This is a genomic window from Halomarina salina, assembly GCF_023074835.1.
Lineage (GTDB): Archaea > Halobacteriota > Halobacteria > Halobacteriales > Haloarculaceae > Halomarina > Halomarina salina.
In genome coordinates this window covers 30,157-50,739 of record NZ_JALLGW010000002.1, presented here as the reverse complement: position 1 = coordinate 50,739, position 20,583 = coordinate 30,157, and the positions used below count along the sequence as shown (strand labels likewise).

Below are 20,583 nucleotides of genomic sequence, written 5' to 3'. Positions count from 1 at the left end.
TCCGCTGTTGGAGCGCTGTGCGCTCCTACCGACGTTCTCTTCGCACTCCCCGAACCGCTCGACTCATCGAGTTCGCTCGGGAAGCGGACACCGGGTGACGCTCTCCTCGTTCGTATCGGGGAGTAGGTACTGTTTCCACTCGCGCTTTCGTGGATCGCTGTAATCCCCCGAGTCGGGATGTCTCTCGATGCCGTCGTACGTGCTCAGCCGCTCACGGATGACGGCTCGTGCGCGCTGCCCATCGTCCGACATCCCCGAGAGCCCATCGAAGACGGCCGTCGGCTGAACGGTTATCTCGAGACCGTGGGGGGTGTGTCTGCTCCGCCGTCGCTCGTAGAACGGAGCCCGGGCGACGAGGAACATCGGTTCACCCGCGAAGCAGTACCGCCACTTCGGGTGGTCCGGGTCGGTCGGCACCGTCTGTGGCCACGGACTCGGGTCGTTCTCGCCGAGGTACGTGAGTACGTCCCAGAACTGACGCTTGTACGTCTCGGCGGGTTGTTCGTCCGCTGGTGGTTCGAACAGGACGACGAGCGACGACAGCCCACCGACCGTCTCGTAGCCCGTGAGATACGTGGCGAGCGCCTCGGCCAGTCGGTCGCGGGCGTCGGTGTCGTCGGGTGCACCGGGGAACGTGTACCGGAACGCTCCCTCCTCTTCGGCTTCGACGGCGAAGTAACACGGGTACGGAGCGTCCTCGTCGGTCATCGTCTCGTGAAAGCTCCGATAGCGAGTCGCTCGCCAATCGGAGACGGTTCCTCGTTCGATCGCGTCCGTGAGCGCGGTCTTCGTCCACAACACCTCCGTCTCCCGTGAATCCATCTGCTAGCGAAGCCGTGTGGTGTGACACTGGGAGTTCGGCCTGCGCGTGCCTGCGTGCTCCGAGTGGTCGTTATCGGCTCTGTACCGACGCCTCGTGAACCGCCGTCTCCGGGGGAAGGGCGAGATCGATCGGTCCGAGGTCGGACCCGCTCGCGACACCCTTGGCCGAACACGCTGCGACGGCGACGATCGCGTCCATGGACGCTTCGAACGTCACGGAATCGCCGGGGGCCGCCGGGCTCTCTCGCACGTCGAAGTACGTCTGGTCCGTGACGGTCGACTTCTGGAAGACGTTCATCGTATCCGGAACCGGTTCGTCGAGACCCGCGGCAGCGAGCGCGAGCGATAAGTTCTCGCGACAGCCGCCGGGTTCGTTCTGTACGCCTTCTTAGTGCGGACGATCGGTAAGCATCCACTCGGTGCAGGGACCGAAGAGTATGTCGTGGACGCCACAGTCGTCGGCCACGATCCCGAGGATCGGGTCGCCGGCGCTCGTGTACAACGTATCACCGGTCGTAATTCTGAGCTTCCCGTTGAGGTCGCGCGTGTACGATTGTGAGAACCGTTCGGTAGGATCCGTCTTCGAGAACGCTACGAGATCGGCGACCTGGCGGCCCTCGGGGGTTGAAACGCTAAAGCGCTCGTTCGAAGCGACGCTGAACGCAACTGCGCTCCGTTCTGCAATCCGGTAGTCCATATCGACACCCCACTCCCGCCGATGTGAACATAGCTGCCGCTTTCGATTCCCCCTCGACTCCGGTCGACGCGAGTGGACGACTCACCCTGGACCGCCGAGAGTACCAGCCCCGGTATCTGGGGGCCAAGTCGGTAGGACTGGGCCGTTTCGGGCACTCCCGTGGCGTCTCGCGATCCAGCGGCCAATCCGAGCGACGGACGGCGTTCGCTCCGAATCGAACCATCGGAGTCGCCGTCCTTCGCGACGGACTCGCGGCGATGACAGTCTCCGGGATACCTCCCCGAACGCGGATTCGGTAGTCGGGAGCCACTGTCTGCGCTCTGCCGTAGCCGGTGCGTTGACGGCGGTGGGCTTCGACGACCCCGTATGACACTGGACGCGTTCTCGCTGGAGGGGTCGGTCGCCATCGTCACCGGAGCCAGTCGGGGAATCGGCGAGGCGACGGCCGTCGCGATGGCCGAGGCGGGCGCGGACGTCGCCGCCGTCGCCAGAAGTACCGACGACCTGGACGACACCGTCGAGCGCATCGAGGCGGCCGGGGCGAGCGGCCTCGCACTCTCGGTGGACGTGACCGAGACGGAGGCCGTCGCGGACGCCGTCGAGACGACGGCCGACGACCTCGGGTCGCCGGACGTCCTCGTGAACAACGCGGGGACGAACCCGTACTTCGGCGACACGCGGGAACTCGACGTCGAGACGTTCGAGCACATCGCCGACGTGAACACGACGGGCGCGTTCCGCTGTACGCGCGCGTTCGCCCGACACGTCACCGACCGCGACGGCTCCGGCGTCGTCGTCAACGTCGCCAGCGTGGGCGGCGTCGTGGGCCTGCCGTACCAGGCACCGTACACCGCGTCGAAGCACGCGATGGTCGGTCTGACGAAGAGCCTCGCCGTCGAGTGGGCCCCCGACATCCGGGTCAACGCGCTCGCGCCGGGCTACGTCAAGACCGAGTTCACGAAGGGCGTGCGGGAGAACGAGAGCATCCGCGAGGACCTGCTCGACGACATCCCCACCGACCGGTTCGCGGACCCGGAGGAGATAGCGGCCCCGGCCGTCTACCTCGCCAGCGACGCGGCGGGCTACGCCACCGGCGAGGTGCACGTCGTCGACGGCGGGATGGTCGCGCGCTGATTCGGGTCGCCAGCCGTTCCCCGAGCGTCCCACCGCCCGCGACGACAACTGTCAAGTCGCTCGTGACTGTCCGTCCTGCATGGACGGCGCGACACGTGTAGCGAGCGTCGAGGAGGTCCCTGACGTCGGCTCGTACCTGTTCACCGTGCGGGAGGCGGACGGCGACGCCGAGGAGGTCATCCTCGTCCGCGCGGAGGGCTGTGAGACGACGACCGGCGACGCGGTGGACGAGGAGTGGGCGGTGCTCGCCTGGAAGAACTTCTGTCAGCACGAGACCGACCAGCGACTCGACCGTGGCCGTGGCGCGGCGATGCGCGACGGCGAGGTCATCTGCCCGAAACACGGGTCGTTCTTCGACGCCTGCTCGGGCCACTGCGACAACGGGAAGGCGGCGGGGTCGACGCTGGTACCGGTCTCCGTGACCGTGAACCGGGGCGTGGTGTACCTCACCGACGACGACTGCACGTACCTCCACGAAGGCGGTATCGAGCCGGGGGACGATGGCGACGATGCGGACGGCGACGATGACGACGACATACCCGGGTCGACGTCGCACCTCTCGTTCTGACGAGTCGCCCCCAGCCCTCGCTCACTCGTCGCCGTCACCGTCGTCGTCGCTCCCAGTGTGCCGGTGTTCCCACTCTGCGACCACGTCGCCGATGGTCTCGTCGTCCCCGATGGGACCGACCTTCTCGTCGAACCCCGCTCTGGTGAGCAGGTCCCGGACCTGCGTCGAGGCGCGCGCCAGTCGCAGTTCGACGTCTCGGCTCGCGAGGCCGTCGTGGAGGTCGTCGAGCATCTCGGCCGCACCGAGGTCGATGGTCGGCGACGTCGAGCAGTCCAGGACGACCACCGACACCGATGCCTCGGCGTCGTCGACCCGCCGGAGCAGGTCCTCGCGGACCGAGTCGGCGTTCGCGTAGAACAGTTCCGCGTCGACACGCGCGACGAGGACGTCCGGCACCCGCGTCGTCCCGGGGTGGCCGCGGCGGTCCACGAAGTGCGTCGTCCCCGGCACTTTCGCGAGTTCCTCCGTCTGCGGTGCGCTGATGCGCGCGACGACGACAAGCAGTGACGCGACGACGCCGAGGAACACGCCCCACAGCAGCCCCATCGTCAGGACGCCGACCAGCACGACCACGGCGACTGCGAACTCGCTCCTGCTCACGGCGTAGAGCCGTCGCAGCTCCGGCACGTCGACGAGGCTCTTGACGGCGACGATGACGACGGCCGCGAGCACCGTCTCGGGGAGCGTCGTGAACACGCCGGTCAGGAACAGCAGGACGACGACGAGCAGGAGGGCGACGACCACGTTGACGAGTTGCGTCCGACCGCCGACGGCGTCGTTCAGCGCCGACCGCGACATGCTCCCACCGACGGCGAACCCGCCGCCCAGTCCGGCCGCGACGTTCGCCGCGCCGTCGGCGAGCAGTTCCTGGTTCGCGTCGGCGTGGTAGTCGTGGCGACGCGCGAACGTCTCGACGGCGCCGATGCCCTGGACGTACGACAGCATGAACAGGGCGACGGCGACCGGGAACAGCGCCACGACGGCCGAGAGCGACACGACTGGGACCGTCGGCACGGGCAGTCCGCTCGGAATCGAACCGACGACGCCAACGCCGAGCGCCTGGAGGTTCGTCACCCGCATCACGACGATGGCGAGGACGACGACGACCAGCGCGTTCGGCGCTCTCGGGAACCAGTGCTCTCCAGCGAGGTAGAGCGCGATGGCCGAGAGACCCACTATCGCCGTCGCTGCGTCGAGCGCACCCAGATGCGTGCCGACGTACCAGAGTCGCTCGTAGAACTCCCCCGACGCGCCCTCGATGCCGAGCAGCGGGCCGAACTGGGTCGACATGATGTACAGCGCCGCACCCGCCGAGAACCCGGTCAGCACCGACCCCGAGACGAAGTGGACGAGGAAGCCGAGACGCAACAGCCACGCGAGGACCGCGACGAGGCCCACGAGAACCGTCGTCAGCGCGACGAGCGACGCGTACTCGCTCGCACCACCGGTCGCGACGGCTCCGACCCCACCCGCCAGCAGGATGGCGAGCGCCGACGTCGGCCCGACGATGACCTGCCGAGACGTGCCGAACAGCGTGTAGGCGACGACGGCCAGCAGCGCCGCGTAGAGGCCCGTCTGCGGCGGAAGTCCGGCGAGCGTCGCGTACGCCATCCCCTCCGGGATGACCGACGCCGTGACAGTGAGGCCAGCGACCAGGTCGAGACGGAGCCACGACCGGTCGTAGTCGGGTAGCCACTGCGCGACGGGGAACACCGTCCGCGTGCCGCCGAACCGCTCTTCGAAGCGTCTGGTCGCCACGTCACTCCTCCAGTTACCGGTTCCAGTTGGCGTGACAGGACGATAAACGCGAGTTGCGGCGAGGGAGACGGTCCGCCGAATGGACTGCTGTGACGTGTTTGGCTCACCGTTCGCTGTCGCTCACGGGTTGGTTTCTGAGAAATGCTCCGACGGGGATTCGAACTCGCTGAGACGGTCGCTCGCGTTGCGCCTCGTCTGCTCGAATCCCGTCTCCGTATCTTGCGACCAGACACGCTCGCCGTCGCTCGCGGTCTGGTCGTGGAAAAGTGCTCCGACGGGGATTCGAACCCCGGTCATCACCGTGAGAGGGTGATATGATTGGCCGGACTACACCATCAGAGCACGCTTCGTCTGCACGCTAACGTATCCGAGAACGACGTATAACGATTGCGTTTCGTGGTGCGTTTGTCACTCGTCGTCGAACGTCGGTCGGCTCGCGTTCGGTTCGTCACCGGTCCGCGAGATGATGTTCTCGCGACCCACGCGGAGCTTGTGAATCTCGCCCTCCTCCTCCATCTCCGAGAGGAGCATGCTCACCTTCGACTTCGACCAGCCGGTCCGCTCGACGATGTTCACCTGCTTCATCCGCCCCCCGTTCTCCGCCAGCAGCGAGTGGACCCGGTCGTCGTCGCTCATCAGCTCCTCGTCCGTGATGGCCGGTTCGGGCGGTTCCGACGTCTCCTCCCCGGTCTGCTCGGTCGGTGGTGTGTCACTCCCACCATCGCTGGCTCCGGCGCGACCGTCGCCGCCTCCGTCACCGCCGTCACTCGCGCCGGTAGCGTCCCCGTCGTCGAACTCGTCGTCGAGGTAGCCGTGGCGGAACGCCAGCCCACCGAGCGCGACGAGGACGATCGCACCGAACGCGAACGGCCAGACCGGGAGGTCGGACCCGCCGCCGCTCCCTGCGGCGTCGGTGGTGAGTCCCGACCCGTCACCCCCGCCCGCGTCCTGATTCGGGCCACTGCCGTTACCCTCGGAGAGGTCCGGCGTCGCCGACCCGTTGCCCGTCGCGGGACCGAACACGACTCGCGGCTGCTGGTCGAGGAACTGTGCGCCGCCGGTCCGTCCCTGCCAGACGAGCGCGTTGTCGGTCGCCTGTCTCGGGTCGGGGTCGACCGACGTGGGCGCGAGTCCCTCGTCCCACGTGACGATGAGGGTCTGGTTCGGCGCCAGCGTGAGGCCGCCCTCGAACACGTCGCCGACGGTCACCCGGTCGCCCGACTGCGCGGCGAAGCCGTTCCACCGGAACGACATCTCGACGACCCCCAGGTCGTTGACACCGGTGCGGACGTACGCCTCCTTCGAGAACCCCGTCGCGTTCATCTCGCGACCCGTCTCGTTGGCACCGGCTCCGACGAGCGCCTCGGCGCGGGCGACGAAGTTCCGGTACGACCGGGTCTCCTCGCCGTTGAACTCCTCGGCGTACGCCTCGAACTGCTCGCGTTCCGACTCGCTCGACAGCACGCGCTTGTAGCTGAACGTCCAGCGCGCGGAGCCGTTCTCCGAGACGTGGATGGTGAACTCCTCGCGCTCGAACTCCTGTTGTGTGGCGTTCGCGGGTGTCGTGCCCGCGACGGCCGTCAACGGCTGGAGCGCCAGCAAGAGGGCGAGCACGCAGACCATCAGCACCCGTTGCATCTGCCGTCCGGTAGCCCGCGAGGTATAAAATCCGCACGGACAGCGCTCGTTATGTTACCTCTATTCACATGTGTAGGGGGCGATAACTTCGCTAGGGGTCTCGGAACGACGCGACGGTCGGCCGCTACGACCGGTCGTCGCCGTGCTCGTCGGGCGTCTCGTCGGCTGTATCGTCCGGTTCGTCCTCGGTAGTGGGTCGACGCGAGCGACTGCCCGAGGTCCGCTCGTCGTCGGTGCGGACGACGTCGACCCACTCCCCGGTCGGTCGGTCGCCCTCGGCCGTCGGAGGCCCGTCGGACGACGCAGTGGACGACTCCGCTCCGTCGCTTTTCCCCGCCCGGCCGTCCGTCGCCCCGTCCTCGTCGGTCCGGACCACGTCGACGCTCTCCGTCGCCCCGACGTCCTGGCCGCGTTCCCACATCGCGACGGCCTCGTGGAGCAGTTCGGCGGGGTGGTCGGGTCGCTCGTCGTACGACTCCAGTTGCGACCGGCAGGACGCGCCGGGGGCGACGACTCGCTCGCCGACCGACGCCTCCACCTGTCCGACCAGTACGTCGCCGATGGCCCGGCTCATCGAGTAGTGTTCGGCCTCGTACCCGAAACTGCCCGCCATCCCGCAGCAGCCCGAGTCGATGGGGTCCACGTCGTAGCCCGCCCGCCGGAGGACGCCGACGGCGTGGTGGTCCTTCAGCGTGGACTTCTGGTGACAGTGGCCGTGGTAGGTCAGCGACCCCGTTCCGGAGAGGGGAAGGCGTTCGTCGATGCGGTGGACATCGAGGAACTCGGAGAACCCGTAGACGTTCTCCGAGAGGTGTTCGACGTCCGGCCCGGACAGCAGGTCGAGGTAGTCGTGTTGCAGCATCACGGCGTCGGAGGGTTCGAGGACGACGATGTCCCAGCCGTCCCGGACCCGCGGTGCAAGGTCGTCGACGACGGCCTGCGCTCGTTCGCGGGCGACGCCGAGCATCCCCTTGGAGTGGGCGGCCCGGCCGCTCGGCCCCACGTCGGGGACCTGCACGTGGACGCCAGCGGCTTCGAGCACCTCGACGGCCGCCTTCCCGGCCGCCGGGCGGTTGTAGTTGGTGTACGTGTCCGGGAACAGCAACACCTTGCGGTCGGCCGCCTCGGGAGCGATGTCGGGCGTCCGGCGCGAACACCAGTCCTCGAACGTCTCGCTGGCGAACGACGGGAGTTTCCGCTCGCTGGCGATGCCGAGCAGCGACTCCTGCAGTCGGCCCGCGCCGGGGAGGCCCGTGAGGGCGTTGGCCAGCGGCGCGAACGCGGACCCGAGGCGGTTCACCGCGTCCACGTTGGCGAAGAGGCGGTCGCGGAGGCTGGAACCGTGGCGTTTGCGGTGTTCGTACTCCACCTCGGCCTTCAGCTTCGCCATGTCGACGCCGCTCGGACAGTCCTTCGAACAGCCCTTGCAGCCGATACAGAGGTCCATCACCTCCTCGACGAACTCGTCGTCCGTCGGGTCCTCCGGGAGCGTCCCGGACATCGCGTTGCGGAGCGCGTTGGCCCGCCCGCGCGTCGACAGCGCCTCCTCGTCCATCGCGCGGTAGGTCGGGCACATCACACCGCCGGTCGTCTCCTGCGAGCCGCGACAGCCGCCACAGCCGTGACAGAGTTCGACCATCCCCTGCATCCCGTTCTCGTTCTCCCAGTTCAGCGTCGGCTCGAACCCGGCGTCGAACTCGTAGTCGGGGTCGTAGCGCAGGTGGCGGCGCATGTCGTGGTCGCCGCAGACGTTGCCGGGGTTGAGCAGCCACTCCGGGTCGAAGGCGGTCTTCAACTCGCCGAACGCCTTCCAGAGGCGGTCGCCGTACAGTCGCCGGTTCCACTGGGTTCGGGCGCGCCCGTCGCCGTGTTCGCCCGACACCGACCCACCGTACTCGACGACGAGGTCCGTCACCGCGTCGGCGATGGCGTGGAACGACTCCAGGCCGTTCTCGGTCTTCGTGCTGACGAGCGGCCGGATGTGCAGGACGCCCGGTCCGGCGTGGGCGTAGTACGACGCGAACGTCCCCTCCTCCTCCAGCACCGCCTCGAACTCCTCGACGAACGCCGGGAGGTGTTCGGCCGGAACCGCGGTGTCCTCGATGAACGAGGCGTGTTTCTCGTCGGTCGTCCGCGACAGCAGGATGGGGAGGCCGGACTTCCGCATCTTCCAGAACTGCGCGCGGTCGTCGTCGTCGTGGGCCTCCAGCGCGTGACTCGCGTAGCGGTCCTTCGTCGTCCGCTCGCTCGCGCCCTCGGTCGGCGTCGCCACCGTCTCCACGTCGCCCACCCGGTCGGCGACGAGGTCCGCGACGAACTGCTGGCCCTCCTCGTCGCTGTCGGCGTAGAACTCCACGAGCAGTACCGACCCGGTACCCTCCGGGAGCAGTCCGACCACGTCCGCGAACTCGGGGGTGTCGCGGGCGAGGTCCAGCAACACGTCGTCCATCACCTCGACGGCCGCCGGGTCGTGGTCGAGGATGGGTTCGACGTCCTCCAGCGCGTCCAGCAGCGTGTCGTAGGTCAACAGCGCGACGGCCTTCGTCTCGGGGACGAGTTCCAGCGAGACGGTCACCTCGGTGACGACGGCGAGCGTCCCCTCGCTCCCGGCGAGCAGGCGCGCGAGGTTGACGACGCCGTCCTCGCGCCCCTCCTCGACCAGCACGTCGAGGTTGTACCCCGAGACGTTCCGCTTCAGGTCGGGGTAGCGCCGGTCTACCTCCTCGGCCTCCTCGTCGAGGATGCGGACGACCTCCGCGTAGATGCGCGGGAGCAGGGAACTCTCGGGACCGTCGCCCCACGCGTCGCTCTCGGGGTCGGCCTTCTCGCGCAGTTCGTCGACGGCTATCTCGCCGAACCGGGTGACGTGTCCGTCGGCGAGGACGACCTCGCAGGACTCGACGTAGGCGTCGGTCTTGCCGTACACCAGCGAGTGCGCGCCCGTCGAGTTGTTGCCGACCGCGCCGCCGATGGCGGACTTGTCGGCCCACGCGGGGTCGGGGGCGAACTTCAGGTCGTGGTCGGCGAGGTCCCGGTTCAGTTCGCCCAGGATGGTCCCCGCCTGCGCGGTCGCTCGCCGTCGTCCGGGGCTGACGTCCGTCACGCTGTCCATGTGGCGCGTGAAGTCGAGGACGACCGCCTGGTTGACCGTCTGCCCGGCGAGACTCGTCCCGCCCCCGCGGGGGAGTACCGGAATCGTCCGCTTCGCACAGTAGCGCATCACCGCCGCCACGTCCTCGGTGTCCGTCGGGTAGACGACGCCGACCGGGAGCATCTCGTAGGCGCTGGCGTCGGTGGCGTACAGCGTTCTGGAGTACTCGTCGAACCGGACCTCGCCGTCGACGAGCGATTCGAGGTCGTCGACGAGCCCCGGGCGGGCGACGTCGCCCATCTCGTAGTCGTACGTCGACCGCGGATCCGCCGCCGGGTCCTGCGGTCGCTCCCCGAGTGCCATACGGTCCCCTCCCCGTCCGAGGATAAAAAACCGCGTACCGTCGGGGGATTGTGTCGCGGGGGACGCGTCCGGTCGGTGGTCGCGTCGCGGGTCGCCCTCGGATGACCGTCTACAAAAGACGACCCGCCTCAGTCGTCTGCGGGGGCAGTCTCCGCCGTCGAGAGGTCGGCTGGGTCGACCACGGCGTACCGGACGACGGCGTCGAAGTGGTCGAGCGGAAGGCGGTCGCCCGACGCGATGCCGCGACCCTCCTCCCGGCCGAACTGCTGGCGCACGAACTCGCGGGCGACGAGCGCCCGCCGCCCGTCGCCTGCCTCGAGGTCCTCGGCGGCCATGGCGAGCAGTTCGGCGGCCGAGAACACGTCGTAGACGTAGTTCGCCAGCTCCTTGGCCTGCAGCTGGGCGTAGTCGCGGTCCTCGGTGGCGAGCGTCCCCATCGCCGTCTGGAGGTCGGTCAGTTCCGCGCGGACCGTCTCGACGGTGTCGGCCAGTTCGGGGTGGTCGGCGGCCGCGTCGAGTCGCTCCTCGACGGCCGGGACGAACACCTCGTGGCTGGCCTGCTTCGCGAGGACGCGCAGCAGGTCCAGCGAGAGGATGTTCGAGGTGCCCTCCCAGATGGGGAGCACCTGCGCGTCTCGAAGCATCCGCTCGGTGGTGAAGCCGCTGACGTAGCCGTTCCCGCCCAGCACTTCACAGGCGTAGGAGGCCGTCTCGACCGACTCGCGGGCGGTCCGGAGTTTGGCGACCGGGACGAGCATCCGCATCAGGCGGAACGCTTCGGACTGGTGCGCCTCCTCGACGGTGTCCGCGGCCAGCACCGCCTCGCGGTAGTCGTCGAGCAGGCGCGAGGCGGCGAACACGAACGCCGTCGCGGCCTCGTAGTCCACGCTCATCTCCACGAGGTCGCGGCGCATCAGCGGGTACTGGTCGATGGTCTGGCCGAACGCCTCGCGGTCGGCGGCGTACACCTTCGACTCCAGCAGGCAGCGACCCATGATGCCCACCGACGCCGCAGCGTTCGACAGGCGCTCGAAGTTGAGCATCTCGGTCATGTACTCGAAGCCGCGTTCGGGTTCGCCGACGAGGTAGCCCGTGGCGCCGCGCAGTTCGACCTCCCCCGTCGGCACCGACAGCGTCCCGAGTTTGTCCTTCAGGCGGCGGTACAACTGGTCGTTGAGGCGCGCGTCGTCGCCCTCGCCGCGTGGGGTGCCCCCGTCGTCGAGCGTGTGCGGGACGACGAACAGCGAGAGTCCTTTCGTCCCCTCGGGGGCGTCCTCGCGGCGGGCGAGCGCCAGCGTCCCCTCGGCGTCGATGTTCGAGCAGAACCACTTCTCGCCGGTGAGTTCGTAGACGCCCTCCTCGTTCGTGGCCACGGCGGTGGTCTCGTTCGCCCCGACGTCGCTCCCGCCCTGCTTCTCCGTGAGGAACATCGCGCCCTCGACGTACTCATCGGGGTCGTCGCTCGTCAGCGCGTCGAGGTAGCGTTCGGTCCGTGGGTCGTCCCGCCCGAACCGGTCGAGGACGATGGCCGCGCCGACGGTCATCGACGCGGGGCAGACGAAACCGGGGTCGGCGTACGAGAGGATGGCTTCGCCCGCGATAGCGTGGGTCAGACCGAGCGGTTCGTCCCGCCCCTCCGGGGCGTGGAACACGTCGTGTGCGAGGCCGAACTCGCAGTACGTCGCCAGTTCCGTGTCGGCGAGCGCGGGGTGGTACTCGACGTGGTTCAGCACCTCGCCCATGTCGTCGTAGGTGTCGAGTTCCGGCGGGTGGCGCTCGACTGCCTCGCTGTTGTCCGCGATGCGCGTCCCTGTCTGCTCGCCCAGCCAGTCCAGCCGCTCGGCCGCCCAGTCGTAGTCCGCCTCCGGGTACGCCCGCTCCGCGACTCGCTGGAGGGTCCGGTCGAGCGCCCAGTAGTTGCAGTCTCGCCCGGCGTCGAGCGCGCCGTAGTCGATGGGGTCCCGTGACATGCTGGCACGCTTGGGGACACGTCAACAAAAAACGATGCAGAACCGACCACGACTGACGAGTGGTTTACTCGCCGCCACGGTCGGCTGCGGCGGTTCGCTGCGCTCGGTCGTCGCTCTCGGCTCAGTCCTCGGTCTCGACCGTCGCTGCTTCGGGTGCGTTCGAGCGCACGCTGTGGATGCCGTTGCGCGCGTCGCTCTCGTTGACGTACCCCTCGCCGGAGTCCGCGATGATGTTCCCGTTCCGATGGACGAGTCGCCAGCGGTACTTGCCTGCCGCGTCCTCGTACAGCTCGAATGTCGCGTGGGACATACTTCTACTGACGCCGTTTTCGAATAAAACACCCCGTCAGCGTGCGGGCGGATAGACTGTTCGCTGCTAGCATCGCGGCCACAGTCGGGTTTAAGCGCTCAGAGCGCCTCCTATCGGATAGTACCGTATCGATACGTCGCCAGCCACCGCGCCAGTCGCGGAGGGAGTGAGACGGTCGGTCCGGGCGGAGACTCCATGCATCCCGTATCCTCGACGACCAGCGACAACAGCGATTCCGCCGACCCGACGCCCCACCGCGCGGCCATCCGCGCCGAGGACGTCTCGGTGACCTACGCCTCCGGCACAGAGGCCGTGAAGGGCGTCTCCCTCACCGTCCCCGAGGGGGAGTTCTTCGGCTTCCTCGGTCCGAACGGCGCGGGCAAGACCACGACCATCAAGGCGTTCGTCACGCTCCTCGACCCGACCGGCGGGTCGGTGACCGTCAACGGCTTCGACGTGCGCCGCGACCGGCGGGCGCTCCGCTCGTCCATCGGCTACATGGCCCAGGAGACGAGCGTCGACCTCGAACTCACGGCCCGCGAGAACGTCCGGTTCGCCTGCGAGGCGTACGGCGTCCCGCGCAGCGAGCGCGCCGCGCGCATCGACGAACTCCTCGAACTCGTGGACCTCGCCGACGTCGCCGACGAGCAGGCCAAGACCTACTCCGGCGGGATGAAGAAGCGCCTCGACGTGGCGACGGCGCTCGTCCACCGCCCGCCGCTCGTCTTCCTCGACGAACCGACCACCGGGCTGGACCCCACGGCCCGGAACCGCCTCTGGGACTACTTCCGGCGCATCAACGAGGAGGGGACGACGGTGTTCCTCACCACGCAGTACCTCGAAGAGGCCGACCAGCTCTGCGACCGCATCGCCGTCATCGACGACGGCCGCATCGTCGCGCTCGGGACGCCCGAGGAGCTGAAAGCGCGCGTCGGCGGCGACGTGCTCGACGTCGACCTCGTCGACCCGAGCGACGCGACGCTCGCCCGCGCCGAAGGCGTCGTCCACGACTCCGGGCTGCTCGACGGCGAGGGGTCCGTCTCCCGGACCGAGTCGGGGCTGAGCGTCACCGCCCAGCGCGCCCGCCGGGTCGGGACCGACCTGCTGGTCGCCCTGCGCGACGCCGGTATCGTCGTCGAGGGGTTCAACGTCCGCTCGCCGACGCTCGACGACGTGTTCCTCGCCATCACCGGCGCGCCAGCCCGTTCCGACGACGAGGACGAGGACCGTGAGACACCGGACGACGTGGCCGCCTCGGAGGTGGCGCGATGAGTAGCGGTGCGAGCACCCGAACCGCGAGCGTCGAGGACCCTCAGGTCCACGAGACGCTGGCGTCGTCCGCCGACGTCGCTCAGCCCCCGTCGTACCTCGCCGAGGTGTGGGTGAACTTCAAGCGCTGGAACCTCAAGGCGCTCCGGAACCCGTTCATCGTCGTCGGGAGCGTCGTCCAGCCCGTCGTCTTCCTCCTGCTGTTCTCGGAGGTGTTCGGCGGCGTCGTCGGCGCGGCAATCGGCGACGCGGCGGGCGTCGGCTACCTGACGTTCCTCGTCCCGGCCATCGTCATCCAGGTCGCCCTCATCGCCGCCTCCTCGTCCGGTATCGGCCTCGTCAACGACGTCGAGAACGGGATGTTCGAGAAGGTGCTGGTCACGCCGATGCGCCGTTCGGCGGTGTTCGTCGGCAAGACGCTCTCGGAGATGGTCCGCGTCGCGGTGCAGGGCGTGCTCATCATCGTCCTCGGCGTCGTCCTCGGGGCGACCGTCGAGACGGGCGTGCTCGGCGCGCTGGCGATGGTCGGCGTCGCCGTCCTGTTCAGCCTCTGGTTCACGGCGTTCTCGAACGTCCTCGCGCTGGTGACGCGCGACCAGGAGTCGACCATCATCGGGGCGAACCTGCTCGTCTTCCCCCTCCTGTTCGTCTCCTCGGCGTTCCTGCCGGTCGAGTCGCTGCCGGGGTGGATGCAGGTCGTCGCCCGCCTCAACCCCATCACCTACGGCGTCGACGCGACCCGCACGCTGATGCTGGAGGGCTGGAACTGGAGCGCGCTCGCCCCCGACCTCGCGGTGCTCGTCGCACTCGACGTCGTCCTCGGCGCGCTGGCGGTGTACATGCTGACCCGCGCCTCTTCGGCGCGAGTCTGAACTCCCGACAGGTCGTCTCTCCGTCCCTCTTCCTCGACGCTCCTCACTTCTCCGCGACGCGCTCGTACGTGACGAACGCGAACCCGTCGCGTACGTCTCGGTCGACCTCGGTGAACGCCTCCCGGTTCCACTCGGGGAAGCGCGTGTCGCCCTCGTACTCGTCGTCGAGTTCGGTCAGCACGAGTCGGTCGGCGTGGGGCAGGATCTGCTCGTACACCGTCTCGCCACCGACGACGTACACCGTCTCGACGCCACGCTCACCAGCGTCGGCGGCAGCGACCGCCACAGCTTCCTCGACGCTCCCGACCTGCGCGACGTTCTCGGCGTCCGCGTCGACGCCCTGCGACGTGAGAACCACGTTCGTCCGGTCGGGCAGCGGACCGCCCAGGTCCGCGACGATGGACTCGTAGGTCAGGCGACCCATCACGACCGGGTGGCCCGCCGTCGTCTCCTTGAAGTGCGCCATGTCCTCGGGCAGGTGCCATGGCATCCCGCCGTCGCGCCCGATGACGCCGTTGGCGGCGACGGCAGCGACGAGCGTGATGGTGACCCGCTCGTCCGTCGCGGGTGCCGATTCGTCCGCCACGGTCACTCTGCCACGGCGAACCGGATACCGTCGGCCGGGTCGTAGTCGTGCAACCGGATGTCCTCGAACGTCAACTCGTCGAGCGGCACGTCCGCCACCTCGACGCGTGGGCGTTCGCGTGGCTCGCGCGAGAGTTGCGTCAGCAGTCCGGGGACGTGGTCGTAGCGCTCGCGGTCCTCGGCCTCGGCCGGTGCGGTCTCCTCGACCCACTCGCGGACCCGCTCGTACTCGCTGCGGTTCTCGACTGCCCGGAGGCGCGACTGCAACTCGTCGAGGTTGTCGTCGTACCACGCGCCGCGGTCGCCCTCGCCGCAGTAGACGTGGGCGTCGACGACGCTGTGGCTGAACTCGCCGACCTCGAACCCGGTCTGCTGGGCGACGGCGTGCGTGAGGAGGGCGTACGCGGCGACGTTGAACGGGACGCCGAGGGCCACGTCGCCCGAGCGCTGGGTGAGGTGGCAGTTCAGTCGGTCGCCCTGGACGTTGAAGACGAACGTGTAGTGACACGGCGGGAGCGTCGAGACGGCCGCGTTGGCGGGGTGCCACGCGTTGACGACCATCCGCCGGGAGTTGGGGTTCTCGCGGAGCGTGTCGAGGACGTACTGCAACTGGTCGAACGTCCGGCCGCCCTCGTCCTCCTGCGTCCAGCGGTGGGCGTCGTCGGGCCAGGACTCGCCGTCGAGACCGGAGTCGGGGACCGGGTAGCGCCGCCAGAACCGGCCGTAGGCGGTGTCGAGTCGCCCGTCGTCGTCGGCCCACGCGTTCCAGATGCCCGTCTCCTCGCGGAGGGTGCGGATGTGCTCCTCCCCCGAGAGGTACCAGAGCAGTTCGTGGACCAGCGAGTTCCAGCGGAAGTCCGAGAGCCGTTTCGTCGTCAGCAGGGGGAACCCCTCCTGAAGGTCGACGCGGTAGTGCTGGCCGAACGCGGAGACGGTGTCCACGCCCGTCCGATTGGGTTTGTACCCCCCGGTTTCGAGGACGCGACGGACGAGGTCGAGGTAGGCGTGCATCGGTCGTTGTCGACGGTCAGGTTGCCTTCACATAATGATTGTCGGCCTGCGCTCGTCCGTCGCGTGACGTTGCATCAGCGGGCGACACGTTGATATTCGAAACTGTCCACCGTCTCATATGGCGTACAAGACCGCTGGAATCGGGGAGACGCGGTCGGTCATCGAGGACGAAGGCGGGGAGATGTGGCCGCTGCGCGAACTGCTCGGCTGCGAGCGGTTGAGCGTCTCCGTCGTCGAACTCGCGCCCGGCCGCCGCGGAACCGAGTACGACCACGCTGGCTGTGACTGCGAGTCGGTGTATCTCGCGGTGCAGGGGGCGGTGGACGTCGACTGCCTGCTCCCGTCGGGTGCGGTCGAGTCGCTCACGCTGGAGGAGTACGAGGCGGTCAGCATCCCGCCCGAACAGTCGCGGCAACTCGTCAACCGGAGCGACGGGACGGTCCGGGTCGTCGTCGCGAGTACGGTCTGAGCAGTTCGCTGGCCGAACGCTCATCCCGCTCGGGTGTCTCCACCACGACCAGATGGCACTGCCCACCGACCAGGGGTTCCCGACCTTCTATCGCGCGTACGTCAGCACCGCGATTCACACGGCGACGACGGTGGCGCTGACCGCGCTCGGTCTCCTGACGTTCGTCCACTGGGGGTTCGCGATCCTCGCGATACTGACCTACGTCCTCCCGCCGCTGTACCTCTACCTCACCCGCGACTCGACCGCGGGCGACGCGGCCGCGGGAGACCCGACTCCGGAACGAGCGACCTCGGACACCGCGACCGCTGGTGCCGAGGGAGCGACCAGTGCTGGTGACGGACCCAGCGGTGCGGAGGAGGCTGGGACGACGGACCGCGGCGAGTCGGCGGCCCGCGAGACACCAGTCTCCGACACCGTCGGTGAGGGCCCGCCCAGAGGTGGTACGGCCGTCACCGCCGAACCAGACGGGAGTCGGGGAGGAGCGGACGCCGACGCGGATACCGACACGAACGGTGACGCTGACAGCGATACGGACACCGACTCGGACAGCGACACCGATTCGGATTCTGACGGTGACTGCGACTCGGACACCGATTCGGACTCGGACGGTGACTCGGATTCGGACAGTGATTCTGACGGTGATAGCGGCACGGACTCGGACGGCGACTCGGACGCAGACGGCGACTCGGACGCAGACGGCGACTCGGACGCAGACGGCGACTCGGACGCAGACGGCGACTCGGACGCAGACGGCGATACCGACAGCGACACCGACGACGGGGCCGGCTCAGAGGAGCGCTGGGGGCCGGTCTCCGTCTCGACCGACCGGGCGCTTCGGAGCGTCGCGGTCACGGCGGACGGTGCGTACGCCGTCGGCGACGAGGGCGTGGTCGTCGCGGATCGCGGCGACGACTGGGAACGACTGCTCAACGACGGCCCCGGAACGGCGGGGAACGCGCTCCACGGGGTCGGCTCGACCGACGACGACGCGGCGGTGTGGGTCGCGGGCGACAGCGGCGCGGTCGGCCGCTACGACGTGGAGGCGGGGCGGTTCACCGACCACTCCGCGCCGAACGACCTGACGGACAACCTGACCGCCGTCGCGGCGACGGGACCGGCGGGCGGGGAGACGGTCGTGCTCGCCAACGGCTCCGGTGCGGTGCTCCGTGGCCGGTACGACGAGGGTCGGGTCGCGTGGGGCGACCCGGTCAAACCCGGGAGCGGGTCGAGCGTGGCCGCGCTCGCGTTCGGTCCGGAGGCGGGCTACTGCTGTGACACGAACGGGTCGGTGTTCGTCACTCGCGACGCGGGCGAGTCGTGGTCCGACCTCGGCGTGGAGGACGCCGACTGTTCGTTCACCGCGCTCGCACCGCTCGCCGCCGACCGCGTCCTCGTCGGCGCGAGCGACGGCCGCCTGTTCGAGTACGACGGTGCCGTGTGGACGCCGCGACGGGTCCTCGACGGGTCGCTCGACGGGATAGCGGTCGTCGGCGGTGACGCTGCCGACGGTGAGACGGAGTACGGCGTCGCCTGCGGGCCGGGTGGAACGCTCGCGGAACGGAGCGGGACGGGCGACTGGGAGGAGTGCCTCGTGGCGACCGACGCCGACCTCACGGCGGTCGCGGTCGATTCGAGTCGGGCGGTCGCCGTCGGTACGGGCGGGACGGTGCTGGAGCGTGAGCGCTGAGGCGAGTTCCTGCCGACGCTCCACGCGTCTCGTCCGGGCGATACCACCGTCTCGCGTAGTTTCTTGACAGCGCCCGGTGAATCCGCGGTATGTACCTGGCCGACCACACGTGGGAGGAGTTGGGCGACTACTTCGACCGGGAGTCGCTGGCCATCGTCCCCGTCGGCAGCACCGAACAGCACGGCCCGCACCTGCCGGAGGCGACCGACCACCTCATCGCCGAGGCGTACGCCCGCGAGGCGGCCGAGCGAACGGGCTACCTCTGCACGCCGACGGTGAAGATCGGCGTCAGCCCCCACCACCGCCAGTTCCACGGAACGATGTGGGTCGACGCGCCCGCGTTCCGCGACTACATGACCTCGCTGGCGCGCAACCTCACCTACCACGGCGTCGACCGCATCGTGTTCGTCAACGCCCACGGGGGGAACGTCCAGCACCTCCGGGAGGTCGGACGGCGACTCCACGACGCTGGCGACGCCTACGCTCTGGAGTGGATGTGGGACGAGTCGATCCCGGACCTCGTGAACGACAGCTTCGAGCGCAACGGTCCCCACGGCGGGCCGAAGGAGACGGCGATGATACAGTACCTCCGCCCGGACCTCGTCCGAGAGGACCGTCTCGAAGCCGCCCGCGACGACGGCTGGGCGGACTTCGACGCGGAGGCCGAGCAGGCCCGCCGGAACGGGTCGCGGACGTTCTACGACTCCGTCGAGAACTCCGCGAACGGCGTGTTCGGCGACCAGACGGACGCGACCGCCGAGAAGGGAGAGGAGCTGTTCGAGGCCGCGACAGACCAGCTGGTGGAACTCTGCGAGTGGCTCGCCGAGCGCGACCGGTCGGCGCTCCTCCCGGCCGACCACGTGTAGTCGGCTCCGTCAACGCCCACGTGCATCAAGCCGAACGGCTATGGGTCGGGGGCGAGCACTCATCCGGTGAGACCCGTATGGGCACGATGACCGAGATACGACTTCCGGTGAACGAGTTCGCGCTCCACGAGACGTTCCGTGCGGTCCCCTCGACGAACGTCGAGATACAACGCGTGGTCGCGCACAGCGCGGACCACCTCGTGCCGTTCCTCTGGGTGACGGCCGACGACTTCGACGCCCTCCACGAGTCGTTCGAGGACGACGCCTCCGTCGACTCGCTGTCGCGACTCTCGGAGTTCGACGGCGAGCGACTCTACCGCATGTCGTGGGGGTCGAAGGTCGCGGTCGTCGCCCACGCCCTGGCCGAGCAGGACGCGACGGTGCTCTCGGCCGTCGGCACCGACGACGAGTGGTCGATGCGACTGTTCTTCCCCGGCCGGGACGCCCTCCAGCGCACCCACGAGTTCGCCGACGACGAGGGGCTGTCGATGACCGTCGACGCCATCTACGAGACGAGCGACTCGAACCGTGACCGGTTCGGGTTGACCGGACCGCAACACGAGACGCTCGTCACCGCCTTCGAACAGGGCTACTACGACTTCCCGCACGGCGTGACGACCGAGGAGCTGGGGTCGTCGTTCGACGTCTCCGCGCAGGCCGCCGCCGACCGTCTCCGACGAGGGCACGGGAACCTCGTCGAGGAGGCGCTCGTGGCCGGTGACCTCGCCGACGTCGAGTCGGAGTGAGATACATCTCGCTCTCACCACGGCTCCCGAGCGACACGCTCTAACCGGCCTCGGTCCAACGACCGCCCGTGATATCCAACCTCGCACAGGGCGTCCAGGGGTTCACCAGCAACGCCTTCCTCGTCAGCGGCGAGCGGACCGTCCTCGTCGACCCGGGCAACGAGTTCGACGTCGTCGAGCGCGTCCGGGACCGGGTCGACGGCCTCGACGCCGTCGTCCTCACCCACACGCATCCCGACCACGTCGGCAACCTCGACGCGGTGAAGGAGGCGTTCGGGGTCGACGCGTGGGGGTTCGACACCGACCAGCCGGGGGTCGACCACGCCATCGCGGACGGCGACACCGTCGTCCTCGGCGACCACGAGTACGTCGCGCTCCACACGCCGGGCCACAAGGACGACCACCTCTGCTTCCACTCGCCCGACGCGGGCGTCCTGTTCGGCGGCGACCTCGTGTTCGCTGGCGGCGGGTTCGGTCGCACCGATCTCGCCGAGGGTGACCGGTCGCGACTCGTCGAGAGCATCGACTACGTGCTGGACCACGTGGCAGAGGGCGACGACCTGTACGTCGGTCACGGGCCGAGCGTCGACGGCGAGGCCCGAGCGCACGTCGAACTCGCGGCGCAGTCCGCACGGATGGGCTGACCGCCGTCGGAACCAGGCTTTCGTCCGTCGGGACTGGAAAGAGAAGGCATCCGAACGGGACTATCACCGAAACTGATTAGTCG

General features: G+C 68.9%; 16 protein-coding genes, 1 tRNA gene and 2 pseudogenes. 9 read left to right on the top strand and 10 right to left on the bottom strand.

Annotation, left to right across the window (positions count from 1 at the left end; translation table 11 throughout):
* Positions 1-63: 63 nt before the first annotated feature.
* Both MX571_RS16020 and MX571_RS16015 read right to left on the bottom strand, forming a co-directional pair.
* On the bottom strand, positions 64-708 hold the full coding sequence (locus tag MX571_RS16020; protein WP_247418610.1) for a YqcI/YcgG family protein: 645 nt from the start codon (positions 706-708) through the stop codon (positions 64-66).
* A 184-nt stretch (positions 709-892) separates the two neighbouring features.
* Positions 893-1,519 (bottom strand): annotated as a pseudogene (locus tag MX571_RS16015) (DUF1989 domain-containing protein).
* Between the two features lie 366 nt (positions 1,520-1,885).
* On the opposite strand from MX571_RS16015, the gene MX571_RS16010 reads away from it, so the two are divergent.
* The gene (locus tag MX571_RS16010) at positions 1,886-2,653 is read left to right on the top strand and encodes an SDR family NAD(P)-dependent oxidoreductase (RefSeq protein ID WP_247418607.1); all 768 of its coding nucleotides are present in this window, start codon (positions 1,886-1,888) and stop codon (positions 2,651-2,653) included.
* A 79-nt stretch (positions 2,654-2,732) separates the two neighbouring features.
* Positions 2,733-3,221, top strand: a complete 489-nt coding sequence (locus tag MX571_RS16005) for a Rieske (2Fe-2S) protein (protein ID WP_247418605.1) — start codon at positions 2,733-2,735, stop codon at positions 3,219-3,221.
* Between the two features lie 21 nt (positions 3,222-3,242).
* Here MX571_RS16005 and MX571_RS16000 read toward each other — a convergent pair whose 3' ends face one another.
* From MX571_RS16000 to MX571_RS15975, 6 genes and pseudogenes are all read right to left on the bottom strand, one after another.
* Complete coding sequence (locus MX571_RS16000) at positions 3,243-4,979, bottom strand: SulP family inorganic anion transporter (RefSeq protein WP_247418601.1); 1,737 nt, start codon at positions 4,977-4,979, stop codon at positions 3,243-3,245.
* 267 nt (positions 4,980-5,246) lie between these two features.
* Positions 5,247-5,321, bottom strand: a tRNA-Glu gene (locus MX571_RS15995).
* Positions 5,322-5,387: 66 nt separating this feature from the next.
* Positions 5,388-6,617: a DUF7345 domain-containing protein gene (locus MX571_RS15990; protein WP_247418600.1), complete on the bottom strand. Its 1,230-nt coding sequence runs from the start codon at positions 6,615-6,617 to the stop codon at positions 5,388-5,390.
* Between the two features lie 418 nt (positions 6,618-7,035).
* Positions 7,036-10,071: pseudogene (locus MX571_RS15985) on the bottom strand (FAD-binding and (Fe-S)-binding domain-containing protein); the annotation flags it as partial.
* 128 nt (positions 10,072-10,199) lie between these two features.
* Complete coding sequence (locus MX571_RS15980) at positions 10,200-12,041, bottom strand: acyl-CoA dehydrogenase family protein (protein ID WP_247418598.1); 1,842 nt, start codon at positions 12,039-12,041, stop codon at positions 10,200-10,202.
* 121 nt (positions 12,042-12,162) lie between these two features.
* Positions 12,163-12,351: an HVO_2922 family protein gene (locus tag MX571_RS15975; protein ID WP_247418596.1), complete on the bottom strand. Its 189-nt coding sequence runs from the start codon at positions 12,349-12,351 to the stop codon at positions 12,163-12,165.
* Between the two features lie 195 nt (positions 12,352-12,546).
* Between MX571_RS15975 and MX571_RS15970 the strand changes: the two genes are divergently transcribed.
* Both MX571_RS15970 and MX571_RS15965 read left to right on the top strand, forming a co-directional pair.
* The gene (locus MX571_RS15970; RefSeq protein ID WP_247418594.1) at positions 12,547-13,623 is read left to right on the top strand and encodes an ABC transporter ATP-binding protein; all 1,077 of its coding nucleotides are present in this window, start codon (positions 12,547-12,549) and stop codon (positions 13,621-13,623) included.
* On the top strand, positions 13,620-14,492 hold the full coding sequence (locus MX571_RS15965; RefSeq protein WP_247418586.1) for an ABC transporter permease: 873 nt from the start codon (positions 13,620-13,622) through the stop codon (positions 14,490-14,492). The genes MX571_RS15970 and MX571_RS15965 overlap by 4 nt, the downstream gene beginning before the upstream one ends.
* 43 nt (positions 14,493-14,535) lie before the next feature.
* Here MX571_RS15965 and MX571_RS15960 read toward each other — a convergent pair whose 3' ends face one another.
* Positions 14,536-15,078 (bottom strand): dihydrofolate reductase, encoded by a 543-nt coding sequence (locus tag MX571_RS15960; RefSeq protein ID WP_368409061.1) that lies wholly within the window; start codon positions 15,076-15,078, stop codon positions 14,536-14,538.
* A 2-nt stretch (positions 15,079-15,080) separates the two neighbouring features.
* Positions 15,081-16,088, bottom strand: coding sequence for a thymidylate synthase (gene thyA, locus MX571_RS15955; RefSeq protein WP_247418585.1), 1,008 nt, complete (start codon positions 16,086-16,088; stop codon positions 15,081-15,083).
* Positions 16,089-16,206: 118 nt separating this feature from the next.
* Here thyA and MX571_RS15950 point away from each other — a divergent pair, with 118 nt between their 5' ends.
* The 5 genes from MX571_RS15950 (at position 16,207) to MX571_RS15930 (ending at position 20,500) form a co-directional block, all read left to right on the top strand.
* Positions 16,207-16,557: a cupin domain-containing protein gene (locus tag MX571_RS15950; RefSeq protein WP_247418584.1), complete on the top strand. Its 351-nt coding sequence runs from the start codon at positions 16,207-16,209 to the stop codon at positions 16,555-16,557.
* 52 nt (positions 16,558-16,609) lie between these two features.
* On the top strand, positions 16,610-18,244 hold the full coding sequence (locus tag MX571_RS15945) for a hypothetical protein (RefSeq protein WP_247418583.1): 1,635 nt from the start codon (positions 16,610-16,612) through the stop codon (positions 18,242-18,244).
* A gap of 89 nt (positions 18,245-18,333) precedes the next feature.
* Positions 18,334-19,110 carry a creatininase family protein gene (locus tag MX571_RS15940; RefSeq protein WP_247418582.1) on the top strand — a complete coding sequence of 259 codons (777 nt, stop codon included), beginning with the start codon at positions 18,334-18,336 and terminating at the stop codon, positions 19,108-19,110.
* Positions 19,111-19,187: 77 nt separating this feature from the next.
* The gene (locus MX571_RS15935) at positions 19,188-19,856 is read left to right on the top strand and encodes a helix-turn-helix domain-containing protein (RefSeq protein ID WP_247418581.1); all 669 of its coding nucleotides are present in this window, start codon (positions 19,188-19,190) and stop codon (positions 19,854-19,856) included.
* Positions 19,857-19,924: 68 nt separating this feature from the next.
* On the top strand, positions 19,925-20,500 hold the full coding sequence (locus MX571_RS15930) for an MBL fold metallo-hydrolase (protein WP_247418579.1): 576 nt from the start codon (positions 19,925-19,927) through the stop codon (positions 20,498-20,500).
* The last annotated feature ends 83 nt before the right edge of the window (positions 20,501-20,583 follow it).